Below are 14175 nucleotides of genomic sequence, written 5' to 3'. Positions count from 1 at the left end.
AATCATGAAAGGAAGTCCATTTTAATCCCTACTAATTGTCTTAATGGATTGCTATAAAATTTAGTCCTATTGCTTTACTAATTCCATTAGCATTTTTCTACCACCAAAATCAATTTCTTGCCTTAGAATTTTTCTTGTTGAGGTATCTATATAATAAGTGCTTATAGCAGAGTTATTTGAGATTTCATCTGTAGTTTCAACTTTCCAAACTTTCTTCTTAGTCTCATTAAAATTAATAGTTATTTCTTTTGTATTTTTAATAGTTGCTTTAATTACTCCTATTTTGGCAGTGGGATTATAGTCAAAAATCGAAATAGTATTTGAGTACCCTTCTTGTAAAGGAAGAAATCTTAATAATTGAGGATAGAAATTACTGTCAAAAAAAGAGGTTTTAGATTTTTCGGAAATTTCTGTTTTGGTTTCTGTTTGTTTATCTAAGTAATATCCAGTAATTTTTTCTCCGAATTTTAATACCATATCTCTTTGTTGATTGTATGACGAATGATATTTAGGTTCAAAATTTAGTGTTCCAACAACCGTACTGTCAATCCATTTTGTAGGTGACTGTTTCATATGGACTGTTGTAATAATGTATATATTCTCTTTTCCTTTCTGAATTTCTGTTTTTACTTTTCCAATTTGTACTTTAAGTGTATCTTGAAACATAAACCAATTCATCTCTGATGTTTCAGACTTGATAATGTTTTTGCTAACTGTATTGTTTAATGGGCTTAATGGGATTTCTTGGCTAAATACATTGAAAGAGACACTAAATGTAAATAGTAGTATGTAAAGAGTTTTTTTCATTCGTCTAATTTTTTATGGCTATTTGATTATTTAATTTTTAAATAAAATGCACAATGTAATTGCTCTGCAAAATTAGACGCTATTAATTTATTTTTTATTAACTAAAGTGAATGTATTTGTATTTTGTTTTATCAATTATACCTAATTAAACTAATTACTAATCGATGTAAATGTCCTTATCATTTTGAATAATAAGGAAGCTTTGTGATGTTCGTAAACTTAATGATGAAGAAAATAATGTCAGGCATGATTCGTTTGCAAATACCTTAATAGTATTTGCTATTGAGAGCACACTAATGGAAAAAATAATTTAGTTCAAAGAAGTTGAATAATTATTAAATATTCTCTTGCGAATTCTACTAAGTGACTGAGGCTGCATACCAAGATAGCTTGCAATTTGGTGATTCGGAACTCGGTTAAATAAAGTGGGTCTAGTTTCTAATAAATTTAGGTATCTTTCTTCTGGCGAAGAAGATATGAAAAGACTCCATTCTGCTTTTGCTATATTCAATTTTTCTACTGCTATTTGTTGAAAAACAGCATCTAACCTAGGAAGTGATGCCCTTAATTCTTTTTCAAAAGCTTGATCACTAATCGTAAGCACACAATCTTCTCCACATTCCCAGTAATGTTTAGATGGTGAGCCCTTTCCGTCATGAGCAAAAGGAGTAAATGTATCTCCTTCGGTAAAGAAAGCTGTTGATTTTTCTACTCCATCTTTAATCAAATATTCTCTTACACAACCTTCCACGACCATATAACACTTGGTCGGAATTTGACCTTCTCTTAATAAGATTTCATTTTTTTTGAATCGTTTTACAATCGTTTTTTCAACGATAAGTTCAATCTCCTTTTCATTCAATATATTTGCACAACTTACTATCGCTCTAATTTTTTCCTTTAATTCCATAGTGTACTTTTATAATTATCTTAACACAGGATCATGTTTTAAGAATGATTCTTATTTAGCTTAAAATATAGATAATATTCTATGATTGCTAATATAGAACTTTCAATTTATTGTATTATAGATTTATGTATATATTAACAAAACGATTCTTTAGAGTAAATGTTACTAATAGTAATTTATTTTCCAATATTTAATACCTTTAAATTTAATGGTTTAAAAAATAATTGCACTATTTTCATGCCTTTTAAAGATTAAGAGGTATAAATAAAGAATGTTTAATTTCTGTATTGTGATGTAACGTATCTAATTTTTAGTTTAATAAATTTTTAGAATTATGAAGCAATTCACTTTTTTATAAAGAGTCATTCTACAATTTAGTTTTTTCAAGGCCATCTAGGAGTAGGTTAACGAGTATATAATTTCTGTTTCATTTTAAGAAGTCCTTAATACAAATAATTGTGAACGCATATTGGTGTAAAAAAGCATAATGAAAATATTTCAATAATTGTTATTACTTAATCATTAGGGAATTAAAGTAATAAAACCAGAAAGAGGCGAAATATGTATTTTATTTTCAAACCTATACTTAACTAAAGTGTCTATTATTTACAAAATTAACCCTCTCACCCTCAAAGAAGATTGTAACTTAAGTGAATGATAAAGTGATCGTTGTAATATAATTTTGCGACAGGAAAATTATTAATTTAAATGATTAAATAAATTACAATGTCAACTAAACTTATTTTTATTTTAGGATTTACAATTCTATTTCTACAAAGCTGCAGTTCAACGAGGAATAGTAGTATTAGCGAATGGGAGAAGCATGAATGGAGTATCGTCAAAATAGATAAAAAGGAAGTGCCTAGATGGAAAATCTATAAACGAAACCTTAAGGGAACAAATTTTTTGGAATACAAAATTGAAGGTAATATAAAATCATCTCCAGAAGCTTGCCTTAAAGCCTTTAAGAAGGATATTCATAAACTAGCTAATGGCGCTGAAAATAAAAAATACCCAATCTATGAGATTTCAGAGGAGTCAGAAAATAGCCTTCTAACTTATGTCGTTCATAATGAACCCTTCCCTTTTAAAAATACAGAAATGAGTGTCAGATATCTGTTTTATAATGATGATGTGGGGAATTTTGACGTAGAATGGAATGAAGAATGGGAAGAATCTCAGATTAAACCCTCGAAAAAACTAAATCGTGTTGAAACTTTTAGGGGAGCTTGGAGCTTCTCTCTAATTACGAATAACTCTAGTAAAGCAATTAATAGCGTGCAATTTGACCCAAAAGGAATGCCACTTTGGTTGATTAACCCTATGGTGTATAGGTTTTTAAAAGAAGGATTGGAAAATATTAGAACAACTTCAAAACAAATATAAATTAGATGATAAATAATAAAATTAAACCTCAAACGCTGCTGTCAACTTTATGGATTTTTGTATTGCTCAACATGATTTTCAGAGACCTTCATCAACTGGGGAAAATAGGCTTTGTAGAAGAAATATTGACTGGAACTGTCAATGGCATTAAAATAACAGACGAGTTAATGTTATTAGGTGGTTTTTTAGCAGAAATACCGATTTTGATGGTGCTTCTATCTAGAATATTAGATAATAGCATAAATAAATGGGCTAACATAATCGCTGGTATAATCACATTAGCAGTATTTGCAACAGGTATACCTTCGTTAGATATCGATGATGCGTTTCATATGGCTATTGAGACTGCAGCCATTTTATGGATATTCCAGATTTCTTGGAAATTGCCAACTTATGATAATATTAATAATACTAAATCTCATACCTAATTTAAAAAAAGATGAAAGCAGTAGTATGCACTAAATATGGGCCACCAGAAGTTCTACAAATTCAAGAAGTAGAAAAACCTTTCCCAAAGGATAATGAAGTACTTGTAAAAGTTTATGCTAGCACAGTAAGTGCTGCTGATTATAAAGTGCGAAGCTTCGATATTCCAACCTCAATTTGGCTTCCTGTTCGATTATTCTTGGGGCTTAGAAAGCCTAGAAAATCTGTTTTAGGAATGGAACTTTCTGGTAAAATTGAATCCGTTGGTAAAGATGTTAAGTTATTTAAGAAAGGAGATAACGTATTTGCAGCAACCCTGCAAACTTTTGGCGCTTATGCAGAATACAAATGTTTACCTGAATATGGACCAATTGCCTTGAAACCAACAAATGCTACTTATGAAGAAGCTGCTGCAATACCTATCGGTGCTCGAACGGCATTTCATTATCTCAAAACAATAGCTCAAGTTAAAATAGGGCAAAAAGTGCTTATTTATGGAGCTTCTGGAAGTGTAGGAACCTATGCCGTACAACTTGCCAAGTATTTTGGAGCAGAGGTAACAGGAATATGTAGTAAGGCAAATTTAGATTTGGTGAAATCTTTAGGAGCTGATAAAGTAATTGATTACGAAAAAACTGATTTCGAGAACAACTTCGAAAACTATGATATTATATTTATAACTGTAGATAAATACCCATTTAAAGTTTGTATAGCGGCACTTAATAAAAATGGATATTACTTAAATATTGGTAGACCTTTGAAAAATTTATCAATGATATGGACTTCAATAAGTAGTAGTAAAAAAGTTATTGTAGGAAAAAATTCACCAGAAACAGTAGATGTATTAACAATATTGAAAAGACTTGTTGAAGGAGGTCAACTTAGAATAATTATTGATAGGGAGTACTCAATTAATCAGATTGTCGAAGCGCATAAATATGCTGATATGGGTCATAAAAAAGGAAATGTGGTAATCACAATAAATGAAGAAGTTTGTTGATTTTAGATGGGAAAAAATGGAAGAGAATAAATCAGTAACACAAGTAATTATACATTTAATAAAAGATATGTCGTTTTATGTAGTCTACATTTTTTTGATAATTGGATTGAATTTAGAATATTTCAAGTTGAAACTAAAAAATATGTTGAGGCTAGAAGAACTAGCAATAAATTATATACGGTATTCTGTTTTCGGTTTTATTTTCAGTATGATTCGCTTTCAATTTGTTGGTTTATATTGGTTCCCATAATTCTATTTTGTTACCTTCTTTGTCTAAAATATGTATAAATTTCCCATAATCGTAAGTTTCAAGACTATCAAGTATTGTAACTCCATTTTCTTTTAGTTTTTTTTAAGAAGTCCTTCAATATTTTGAACTTGATAATTAATCATAAATTCTTTCTTGGAAGGTGAAAAATATTTATCCACTTTCTTGAAAGGCTTCCATTGAAGAGAGTTTATTTGGTCAGGTCTATCAACGTTTCTGGAGTCAAAACTTGTAAAACCCCATTCATTAGTTTCTATTCCTAAATTTTTCGCGTACCATTCTTTTGTTTCTTCTGGATTGTCTGAATAAAAGAAAATTCCGCCAACACCTGTCACTTTTGGTGTGTTGTCAACTTTAGAAGCTGGCTTTTCTGCCATATCGTTATTTTTTTTAGTATTCGAGTTACAATTTACGAGTAAAATTACAACTAATAATGTCAATATTTTTTTTCTTCATATTATTAATTTTAATATTATCACGATGTTTTTTTAGCTGATGCACCACGTGTTTCTTTAGTTGCGTGGTTTAGCTACTAAGTTAGCAAATAAATCACAGATGAAAGTCCGCAAGGACTTTCGTAAATAGGCTATAACCAATAATTAATTTTATACGGCTTAAGTTTGTCTTTTAATTCAGTTCTTTGTTGGCAGTTCGTTGTTTTTTACGTTTCATTTGTCAAGCAATCTTCGGTGATAATTTATTTGTCCAAGATGATGATTTAAATGTGTTAATAGGTGAGTTAGTGTGTATTCCATTTCGGTTGGTTTATCCCAGATTACAATAGGAAAATCATCGGTTATTTGACTTAAGGTCAAGTTGTCTAATCCATTTTCTACAATTTGAATTGTGTCTGTTATTTGACTTAATATTTTTGTTCTAGGTATATGTTTCAATGAAAACTCAAGGTCTCGTCGTCTTATGTATGATGTTTTTGCAAGTCCAACACCAATATAGGCATTCAGATTTCCAATAATATGTAAGCATAAATTTCCTGCTGAATTTGAAATTGATTTGTCAATAAGCCAAATATTTTTTTCGTTTTTATAAAGTTCAATTTCTGTTTTAAGTTTTTCTAAATCTCTTTTGAAAAGTGTTTTTAATGTATCTATTATCATTTTTTAAACTTTTATTTTTCCTTTAAATACAATTTGCGCATTACTTTTAATTGTTAAGTTTTTTTCATCAAGTAATTCAACTTCCATATTTCCACTTCTTTCAGAGCATTGTAACGATTTCATTTTTGTTTTACCAATTCTTTTACTCCAATATTTTGCTAAAAAAGTATGAGTTCCACCAGTTACAGGGTCTTCATTTGTTCCGCTCCAAGGCCAAAAATATCGAGATTCAAAATCATAATTTTTATGTTTCGAAAGAGCTGTTACCAATACTCCATTAATTGTATTATTTGATTTGTATAAAGCTTCAAAATCAGGTTTTAATCTGTTCAAGACTTCACTATCATCTATTTCCAACATTAGGATATTGGTTTCTTTATTGTATTCGCAGTTTTTGTATGCGTTAAGTCCAAGTGCAGTTGTTAACTCGTTAGAAACAGTTGATGGTTCAGTTTCATATATTGGAAACTGCATAATTATTTCATTACCACATTTTCTAATTTCTAATTTTAAATTCTGAATTGTTTCAAAATATATTTTATCTAAATTAATGTCTTTCGAAAATAATACTTTGGATGAAGCCAAAGTTGCGTGTCCACAAAGTGGAATCTCCATTTTGGGTGAATAATATCTAATTGAAAAATGATTTTTTCTGGTTTTTGTTACAAACGCGGTTTCAGACAATCCTAATTCTTTTGCTATTGAAAGCATTAAATTGTCGTCAATACTATTTTTTAATATACAAACTCCTGCTGGATTTCCTTTGAATCTTTCGTTGGTAAAAGCGTCAACTATAAAGGTTTTTATATTCATTGTTCTTTTTGTAATTATGTCTGTTGTATTAGGTTTGTGTATTATACTGATATAGGTTGACCTTTTTTGGTCTAATTTATACCTTTAAATTATTTATAATCTAAATAGTTAGTTCAGGTAAATTTACATTATTTCTTCGATACGATTTGTATTTTATATTCGGGTTTAAATGTACTTCTGCAGGTTTTCTTAAACCTAGGCTAAAATGTGTTCTAAAATTATTGTAAATATATACTGCTTGTTTTGTAATTTCTTGGGTAATATCGGTGTTTTTAATAATTTGTTTTAATCCATATTCGTATTTTAAAGTTCTATTAATTCGTTCTGCAATAGCATTTTCGTAAGGATCATATTTTTCAGTCATACTCATTGTAATTCCGTTATTTTCTGCAAATTCGGTGTACTTCGGGTTACAATATTGCAAACCTCTATCTGAATGATGAATTAGTTTTTTAGTTGGATATTTTCTGTTTTTAATAGCCATAGCCAGCGCATCTGTACAAAGTGATGTTCTTATATGGTTATCAAGTTTGTATCCCATAATTTGCTTCTAATAAGCGTCTGTAACAATGGCTAAATAATTGTGTCCGTTTTCAGTTTTAATATATGTGATATCGCTTACCCAAAGTTGTTATGGCCGAGTAGGAACGTGGTCTTTTACAAGGTTTCTATATTTTCTAAAAAAATGTTTAGAATTAGTTGTCGTTACATAGTTTTTCCTTTTCGGTATCAATAAATTGTAGTGTCTTAGAAAGCGATAAAACTTATCTCTACCTATGTTAATATTCTGATGAATCATTTCATTTTGTAAATCAGAATAGAGTTTAATCCCACCAGTTTTAGAGCCTACTTTTTTACGGTATTGTAATACCATTTTAATTAATATTCTATCGTTTATTTTTTTGTTTTCGAAGGTTTTGATTCTCTTGTAAAAGGCTTGTTTAGAGATCCCAAAACATTGATGGAGCCATTTTCTTTTAAAATATTTTTCTTCTTTAGTTCTATCTCTTTTGCTAATGTTTCGGGCAATGACTTTTTTGATATATCGACTCCTGTAATGATTTCCATATCCGCTATAATATCCTGCTGGAAGTCTTTTACAAACTCAAGTTCTTCAATACGCTCCTTTAATTTTTTGATTTCATCGATTTTACTCATACCATTATTTTGTTGAGCTAAAGTACTATATTTTCTAATCCAATAGGAAATAGTAGTTCTGGGAACATCATATTTTTTTGAAACAAAGTTTGTGGAAATCTGACCATTTTGAATTTGGTCAACGACGAATAATTTGAGTTCTAAAGTTGATTTTTGGTAGCTTTTTTTTCACCAGGGTTGTTTTTGTGTTTTCATAAGTGACTATAATTAAGTGTTTAATTTTTAGTCAACCTATTTCAGTAAAGTACATACCTTAAAACAAGGGGTAAACTAAATACGGAAAACATTAAGGTTATATAATAATAAAATTATAAACCAAAATCCTTATAATGCTTACCCTTTTAAATGTTCTGAATTAAATGAAATAAAATTGTTAGAAGATTTATAGAATAGTCAAATCCCCACACCACAAAACCTAGTTTAGTGCAAAGGCAATAAGTCTCTGTCTTTTGTGTTATTCCGCTTTCCAATACAAGTTTAGCGTTTTAGTATTCTGTCCGTACTTGCAATTTATAGCTTGTATTTTCGCAAACTCAAACACAACTATAAAAAGCAATCTTTAATATTGTTTTCATAAAACACAAAACTCTCCAAAGCTAAATAACATAATGGGCAGTTATACTGCTCTTCCACAAAAGTTCCAGGCACTATAACGCCATTATGTAAAATAGCCGCATCCAGCCGCATAAATGGTAACTTTAAATAATATTAAGGCTATTCATAAACTCCCGTAAAATAGAAAGGTCGTGAACTAAATAGCCGCTCACCCAACGCTCACTTAAGAATATTATAAGGTTAATTTAGATTATTAAATAACAATAGTACTTTGTTGCATTGTTTTTATAAGTGCTATTTTTAGTTTTAATAAAATGTTGAGGTAATATGTAAATTAGAATTATTCAAATAGTTTTGTAAGCACCTATAAAATCAAAAAAAAGCCAATAATAGTATAAATGTTTATTTGTCAAGAAAATTGTAGTCAATTGTTTTACTAAAAGTAAATGCGAATTACAATCTAATTTTATGAAGTAATAAGCTATAAAGTTTCAAATAGTAAATGAATTTTAGAGCATCCACTTTTAACAAAAAAAATCAAAAGGATAAAGCAATACAAATAAAAAATCATACACTTATCCTCGCTGCTGCCAACACACTAGGTATTTTAATGAGTTTTTTAAAAATTATCTCATTCAAGCTGCACAATTTCTTCATTAAGTCCAAGTATTCCTTACTTCATGTCTTTGTTTGTTTCATTTCGTTAAGCAAGAGATTTTAAGCTACTTTTTCATAAGCCTATTTTGAGCATCATAGTCTATAGGTTATTGTAATTAGCAATTTTTTACAAGTGCCTGCGGTAGTACAATTTCCATCGATGCAGTTTACCCTTGTCAAAATAAACTATTATATGCAATAAGATATAATCATGCGATGAAAGACTATTTTATATGCTTTAAGATATAATATATAGAAAAGGTAAAAAGGTAAAAAGGTAAAAAGGTAAAAAGGTAAAAAAGAAAAACAAAAAAAGACAGCAAAACAATTGGTTCTCCTTATACTGAACTTGTTTCAACATCTCATTATTCTTATATCGGTAGTAATAATATTAAAATAGGGGCTCTTTAAGTCCAACGCTTTTAGCCTATAAAGGTCAAGCCCTTCGGGTTTTGAAAAAATCTCCACCAGCTTTTTTTTGCTTCCTTCAAAATAAAAAGATCTAGTTAAGCTGGTTGTATTTTTTTACAAAAACCTTGATAGTCTAACCACACCCATTAAAAAAAAAGCTTTCTTTTTGTTGTTTTCCTTTTTAAAAATTTTATAGAAAAAAGTGAAGTACAGCAGAAGAATCTTAACTTTTAATTAAATACTTATGCAAACTTTTGAAATCAAGACCCACCAACTTAGGAGAGCTTACCACAAACCTCATTTTTTTATTTTAAATAAAGGGCTAAATAGCGGAAAACCAATAGATAAATCCTGCTCAAACTGTTTTGTAATTACAACAGATTCCAAAGAATCCCGTGATGCTCTTTTTTACCTGTGTTTGTCCCTTAAAATTGGTAAGTATTTTGGATATTATCTTAAAGGGAGTGTCATTCCTTTTATCTGAATTACTGATGAGAAGTCCGTAATAAAAGAAGCTTTAAAAAATGACTTGCAAGGGCAATGGGCGCATAAAGTTGAAAACCTTAAAAAGATCATTGCTTTCGAGCAAAATTTAAAAGGACAGTTGCAAACAATTTCTAAATTAAAAGTAGCCTTGTTAAGGTATCTCGTCCTAATATAGTGTTACACTTAAACACTAATTATTTATGGAAGCACAAAATTCAGGTTACACAAAGCGCACACAAAAAAATTTCATTTTAGTCATTAAAAAAGGTTTATCATCTTGATAAACCTTTTTTAATAGAATATTTTTTTTAAAAACCTTGAGCAATTTTATCTAGTTCACTGCTATTAAGAATAGAAATATCTTTTCCTTTAAATTCAATAATATTTTTCTTTTTTAAATCAGAAAGTAATCGAATTGCAGATTCTGTAGCGGTACCAATAATGTTTGCAATATCTTCTCTAGAAAGATTAATGTTAATTGCTTTTTCTTTATTTACACCAAATCTACTATGCAAATTTAGAAGTGTTTCTGCTAAACGTTGTTTTACTGTTTTTTGAGCCATATCAACAATAACATTATCTGCTTGTTTTATGGTTTGTGCCATGTCTTTTAGCACACTCATTGAAAAGTTTGGGTTCTTCTCTAAGTCTTTTAAAATTTCTTCTTTAGGTATAAAACAAACTTCCATGTCGTTTAAGGCAATGGCTTTTAGATTAGAAGCTTCATCAGAAATTAAACTTCTTTCGCCCAATAAATCTCCTTTGGTAACCAAACTAATAATTTGATTTCTACCATTTTCACTCATTTTAGAGACTTTACAAATACCATCTTTAACACAAAAGATTCCTTTTAAGCGTTCTCCTTCTTCAAAAATTGCCTCTCCCTTTTTAATGATTCTTGATGTTTTACAATTTGACATTCTCACTAATTCCTCTCTACTTAAATGTTTTAAAGAATTAAACTGACGAATTATACATTGCTCACATTTACTCATAAAGCCATACTTATTTGGATACCAAAGATATTAAAAAAGTGATAAATATCATATTTTAAAATGCTTTCTTATAAGAAATTTGTGCAAGGCAAAAGAGTAAATATGAAATCTACACAATGTTATCACTGTGGTGATTCTTGTGATGATAATTTAATACAATTTGATGATAAATCTTTCTGTTGTAATGGTTGTAAAACTGTCTACGAAATTTTTTCTGATAATGATTTAACTTGTTATTACAATTTTCAAGACAACCCAGGAGCAATTCCTACTGAAATTCAAGGAAAATATGATTTCTTGGATAACATGGAAATTGCAGAGAAATTGTTAGATTTTAATGATGGAAATACGCAAATAGTAACACTATATATTCCACATATTCACTGTAGTTCTTGTATTTGGGTTTTAGAAAATCTACATAAGTTAAACCCTAAAGTATCTTCATCGCAAGTTGATTTTCCAAAGAAAAAAGTAAGAATAACCTTTAATTCTGATGAAACATCATTAAAAGAAATTGTGCTATTAATGAGCTCTATTGGTTATGAGCCTTATATTAGTTTAGAGGATTATGATAGTGGAAAAAAAGCAGTAGATAGAAGCTTAGTGTATAAACTTGGAGTTGCAGGTTTTGCTTTTGGGAATGTAATGTTTCTCTCTTTTCCAGAATATTTTCAAGTAGATGGTTTTTGGATTGATAACTATAAAAATATCTTTAGGTGGCTTATGTTTTCATTCTCTTTACCTGTGGTTTTTTATGCAGGACAAGATTATTTTATTTCAGCTTTTAAAGGTTTACGATCTAAACTATTAAATATTGATGTTCCTATTGCTTTGGGAATTTCTGTATTATTCATAAGAAGTACAATAGAAATTATTTTTGATTTAGGAACTGGCTTTTTCGATAGTTTAACAGGTTTGGTTTTCTTTCTTTTATTAGGGAAGTTTTTTCAACAAAAAACATATAATTTTTTGTCTTTTGAGCGTGATTATAAATCCTACTTTCCAATAGCTGTTACTCGTATCTCATCGAATCAAAAAGAAGAAAATGTACAGATTTATGATGTTGAAAAAGGAGATAGATTACTGATTAGAAATCAAGAATTAATTCCTGTAGATGGAATATTAATCAATGGTAATGCAGCAATAGATTATAGTTTTGTTACTGGTGAAGCAGAACCTGTTTCAAAAAAATCTGGCGATAAACTTTTTGCCGGAGGAAAACAACTTTCTGGAATTTTAGAAATGGAAGTTTTAGCATCAGTTTCTCAAAGTTATTTAACCCAATTATGGAGTAATGATGTTTTTCAAAAGGATAAAAAATCAAGCTTTAAAACAATAACAGATAACATTAGTAAAAACTTTACAATTATTGTTTTATCAATTGCTTTTATTTCAACTGCATTTTGGATGTTTTTTGATTCGAGCAAAGCGTTAAATGTATTTACAGCAGTTTTAATTATTGCTTGTCCATGTGCAATTGCATTGGCAGCTCCTTTTACTTTGGGCAACATGTTGCGTATTTTTGGAAAGCAAAAATTCTATTTAAAAAATGCAACAGTAGTAGAACAATTAGCAGCAATAGATACTATTATTTTTGATAAAACAGGTACGCTAACAACTCATAAAGAAGATACTATTTCTTATGAAGGAACTCAGTTAAATTTACAAGAAAAGAGTATTTTAAAAAGTTCTTTAAGAGCTTCTAATCATCCTTTAAGTAGAACATTATATAGTACTTTTAAGGAGGTTGAAACGCTAACTATTTCTGATTATAAAGAAGTTGTAGGGAAAGGAATTAATGTAATATATAATGACATTAACCTAAAAATAGGGTCGTCATCTTTTGTGAAAAATAATGATAAAAAATCAATTTTAGATACTTCTGTTTATATTAGTTTTAATAATGAGTATAAAGGAAAGTTTACTTTTAAAAATTCATACAGGGAAGGAGTAGAGCCTTTATTTGATTCTCTAAAAAGAGATTATGATTTAGCAGTAGTTTCTGGTGATAATGAAGGTGAAAAAATCTATTTGAAAGAAAACCTGCCTGAAGGAACTAATTTATTGTTCAATCAAAAACCAGAAGATAAATTAGAAGTAATAGCAAACCTTCAAAAAGAAAACAAAAAAGTAGCCATGATTGGTGATGGTTTAAATGATGCAGGTGCATTAGCTCAAAGTGATGTTGGTATTGCTTTGTCAGAAAATATTAATGTGTTTTCTCCTGCTTGTGATGGAATTTTAGCAGCATCAGAATTTAATAAAATAGGAGCCTATATAAAAGCATCAAAAAAAGCAATTCAAATAATTAAATATAGTTTCATACTGTCTTTATGTTATAATATAATTGGTTTATATTTTGCAATAACAGGTCAGTTAGAGCCTGTAATAGCAGCAATTTTAATGCCTTTAAGTTCTATAAGTATAGTAATTTTTACAACAATTTCAACCAATTTATTGGGTAATAAAATCAAATAATTATGAGTGTACACATTGAAGCAAAAAAAGGAGAAATAGCAGAAACAGTTTTACTACCAGGAGATCCTATGAGAGCAAAATGGATTGCAGATACTTTTTTAAAAGATATTATTCAATATAATGATGTTCGTGGAATGTTAGGTTTTACGGGAACTTATAAAGGAAAAAAAATATCAGTTCAAGGAACAGGAATGGGAATTCCTTCAACATTAATTTATTGTACAGAATTAATAACTGAATATGGTGTAAAAAACTTAATTAGAGTTGGTTCTGCAGGTTCTTATCAAAAAGATGTGAAAATTAGAGATATTGTTTTAGCAATGGCAGCTTCAACAAATTCGGGTTTAAATACGATTCGTTTTAATGGAGCAGATTTTGCGCCAACAGCAAGTTTTAAATTATTCCAAAAAGCAATTGAAGTTGCTAAAGACAAAAATATCACTGTAAAAGCTGGTGGAATTTTAAGTTCGGATGAATTTTATGCTGATGAGTTTGATAGTTATAAAAAATGGGCAGATTATGGAGTGTTATGTGTAGAAATGGAAACTTCTGGTTTGTACACTGTCGCTGCAAAACACAATGTAAATGCCTTGTCAATTTTAACAATTTCTGATAGTTTGGTTACAAAAGAGAGAACAACAGCAGATGAAAGAGAACAGACTTTTAAAGAAATGATAGAAATTGCTTTAGAGCTTTCTTAATAAAATATA

General features: G+C 29.2%; 13 protein-coding genes and 1 pseudogene. 6 read left to right on the top strand and 8 right to left on the bottom strand.

Going from position 1 to position 14175, the window contains the following annotated elements:
- Window positions 1-66 precede the first annotated feature (66 nt).
- A complete protein-coding gene (locus PHEL85_RS07440; RefSeq protein ID WP_036823419.1) occupies window positions 67-807 on the bottom strand; it encodes a hypothetical protein in 741 nt (246 codons plus the stop codon).
- Window positions 808-1117: 310 nt separating this feature from the next.
- On the bottom strand, window positions 1118-1717 hold the full coding sequence (locus PHEL85_RS07435) for a Crp/Fnr family transcriptional regulator (RefSeq protein WP_036823416.1): 600 nt from the start codon (window positions 1715-1717) through the stop codon (window positions 1118-1120).
- Window positions 1718-2443: 726 nt separating this feature from the next.
- Here PHEL85_RS07435 and PHEL85_RS07430 point away from each other — a divergent pair.
- The 3 genes from PHEL85_RS07430 to PHEL85_RS07420 are packed head-to-tail and all read left to right on the top strand — an operon-like array spanning window position 2444 to window position 4529.
- A complete protein-coding gene (locus PHEL85_RS07430) occupies window positions 2444-3103 on the top strand; it encodes a hypothetical protein (protein ID WP_036823413.1) in 660 nt (219 codons plus the stop codon).
- A gap of 5 nt (window positions 3104-3108) precedes the next feature.
- Window positions 3109-3531: a DUF6326 family protein gene (locus tag PHEL85_RS07425; RefSeq protein WP_036823409.1), complete on the top strand. Its 423-nt coding sequence runs from the start codon at window positions 3109-3111 to the stop codon at window positions 3529-3531.
- An 11-nt stretch (window positions 3532-3542) separates the two neighbouring features.
- Entirely contained in the window at window positions 3543-4529 is a 987-nt protein-coding gene (locus PHEL85_RS07420; protein WP_036823407.1) for an NAD(P)-dependent alcohol dehydrogenase, read from the top strand.
- Window positions 4530-4871: 342 nt separating this feature from the next.
- Here PHEL85_RS07420 and PHEL85_RS07410 read toward each other — a convergent pair whose 3' ends face one another.
- The 5 genes from PHEL85_RS07410 to PHEL85_RS18100 all read right to left on the bottom strand — a co-directional run bounded on the left by PHEL85_RS07410 (window position 4872) and on the right by PHEL85_RS18100 (window position 7883).
- Window positions 4872-5174 carry a VOC family protein gene (locus PHEL85_RS07410; RefSeq protein WP_316931340.1) on the bottom strand — a complete coding sequence of 101 codons (303 nt, stop codon included), beginning with the start codon at window positions 5172-5174 and terminating at the stop codon, window positions 4872-4874.
- A 291-nt stretch (window positions 5175-5465) separates the two neighbouring features.
- Window positions 5466-5912 carry a DUF1572 family protein gene (locus PHEL85_RS07405; RefSeq protein ID WP_036823402.1) on the bottom strand — a complete coding sequence of 149 codons (447 nt, stop codon included), beginning with the start codon at window positions 5910-5912 and terminating at the stop codon, window positions 5466-5468.
- Between the two features lie 3 nt (window positions 5913-5915).
- Window positions 5916-6725, bottom strand: a complete 810-nt coding sequence (locus PHEL85_RS07400) for a PhzF family phenazine biosynthesis protein (protein WP_036823399.1) — start codon at window positions 6723-6725, stop codon at window positions 5916-5918.
- 100 nt (window positions 6726-6825) lie between these two features.
- Window positions 6826-7266, bottom strand: coding sequence for an integrase core domain-containing protein (locus PHEL85_RS17615; protein WP_081965094.1), 441 nt, complete (start codon window positions 7264-7266; stop codon window positions 6826-6828).
- A gap of 353 nt (window positions 7267-7619) precedes the next feature.
- On the bottom strand, window positions 7620-7883 hold the full coding sequence (locus PHEL85_RS18100; protein ID WP_235318245.1) for a hypothetical protein: 264 nt from the start codon (window positions 7881-7883) through the stop codon (window positions 7620-7622).
- Between the two features lie 1867 nt (window positions 7884-9750).
- Between PHEL85_RS18100 and PHEL85_RS18325 the strand changes: the two are divergent.
- A pseudogene (locus PHEL85_RS18325) lies at window positions 9751-10167 on the top strand (DUF6943 family protein).
- Between the two features lie 133 nt (window positions 10168-10300).
- Here PHEL85_RS18325 and PHEL85_RS07385 read toward each other — a convergent pair.
- Window positions 10301-10987, bottom strand: a complete 687-nt coding sequence (locus PHEL85_RS07385; protein ID WP_036823396.1) for a Crp/Fnr family transcriptional regulator — start codon at window positions 10985-10987, stop codon at window positions 10301-10303.
- A 102-nt stretch (window positions 10988-11089) separates the two neighbouring features.
- On the opposite strand from PHEL85_RS07385, the gene PHEL85_RS07380 reads away from it, so the two are divergent.
- Window positions 11090-13465 (top strand): heavy metal translocating P-type ATPase, encoded by a 2376-nt coding sequence (locus PHEL85_RS07380; RefSeq protein ID WP_036823393.1) that lies wholly within the window; start codon window positions 11090-11092, stop codon window positions 13463-13465.
- A gap of 2 nt (window positions 13466-13467) precedes the next feature.
- Window positions 13468-14166: a purine-nucleoside phosphorylase gene (gene deoD / locus PHEL85_RS07375; RefSeq protein WP_036823390.1), complete on the top strand. Its 699-nt coding sequence runs from the start codon at window positions 13468-13470 to the stop codon at window positions 14164-14166.
- Window positions 14167-14175 lie beyond the last annotated feature (9 nt).

It is taken from the genome of Polaribacter sp. Hel1_85 (assembly GCF_000766795.1).
Classification (GTDB): Bacteria; Bacteroidota; Bacteroidia; order Flavobacteriales; family Flavobacteriaceae; genus Polaribacter.
Note: the sequence above shows the minus strand (reverse complement) of the source record. Positions and strands in the feature narration are given on the sequence as shown.

Excerpts from the sequence above, each read along its gene's own strand:
- PHEL85_RS07380 (WP_036823393.1), top strand. The coding sequence starts at position 11,090 with ATGAAATCTACACAATGTTATCACTGTGGTGATTCTTGTGATGATAAT.
- PHEL85_RS07420 (WP_036823407.1), top strand. The coding sequence starts at position 3,543 with ATGAAAGCAGTAGTATGCACTAAATATGGGCCACCAGAAGTTCTACAA.
- PHEL85_RS07440 (WP_036823419.1), bottom strand. The coding sequence starts at position 807 with ATGAAAAAAACTCTTTACATACTACTATTTACATTTAGTGTCTCTTTC.
- PHEL85_RS07430 (WP_036823413.1), top strand. The coding sequence starts at position 2,444 with ATGTCAACTAAACTTATTTTTATTTTAGGATTTACAATTCTATTTCTA.
- PHEL85_RS07435 (WP_036823416.1), bottom strand. The coding sequence starts at position 1,717 with ATGGAATTAAAGGAAAAAATTAGAGCGATAGTAAGTTGTGCAAATATA.
- PHEL85_RS07385 (WP_036823396.1), bottom strand. The coding sequence starts at position 10,987 with ATGAGTAAATGTGAGCAATGTATAATTCGTCAGTTTAATTCTTTAAAA.
- deoD (WP_036823390.1), top strand. The coding sequence starts at position 13,468 with ATGAGTGTACACATTGAAGCAAAAAAAGGAGAAATAGCAGAAACAGTT.
- PHEL85_RS07410 (WP_316931340.1), bottom strand. The coding sequence starts at position 5,174 with ATGGCAGAAAAGCCAGCTTCTAAAGTTGACAACACACCAAAAGTGACA.
- PHEL85_RS07425 (WP_036823409.1), top strand. The coding sequence starts at position 3,109 with ATGATAAATAATAAAATTAAACCTCAAACGCTGCTGTCAACTTTATGG.
- PHEL85_RS07405 (WP_036823402.1), bottom strand. The coding sequence starts at position 5,912 with ATGATAATAGATACATTAAAAACACTTTTCAAAAGAGATTTAGAAAAA.
- PHEL85_RS17615 (WP_081965094.1), bottom strand. The coding sequence starts at position 7,266 with ATGGGATACAAACTTGATAACCATATAAGAACATCACTTTGTACAGAT.
- PHEL85_RS07400 (WP_036823399.1), bottom strand. The coding sequence starts at position 6,725 with ATGAATATAAAAACCTTTATAGTTGACGCTTTTACCAACGAAAGATTC.
- PHEL85_RS18100 (WP_235318245.1), bottom strand. The coding sequence starts at position 7,883 with ATGAGTAAAATCGATGAAATCAAAAAATTAAAGGAGCGTATTGAAGAA.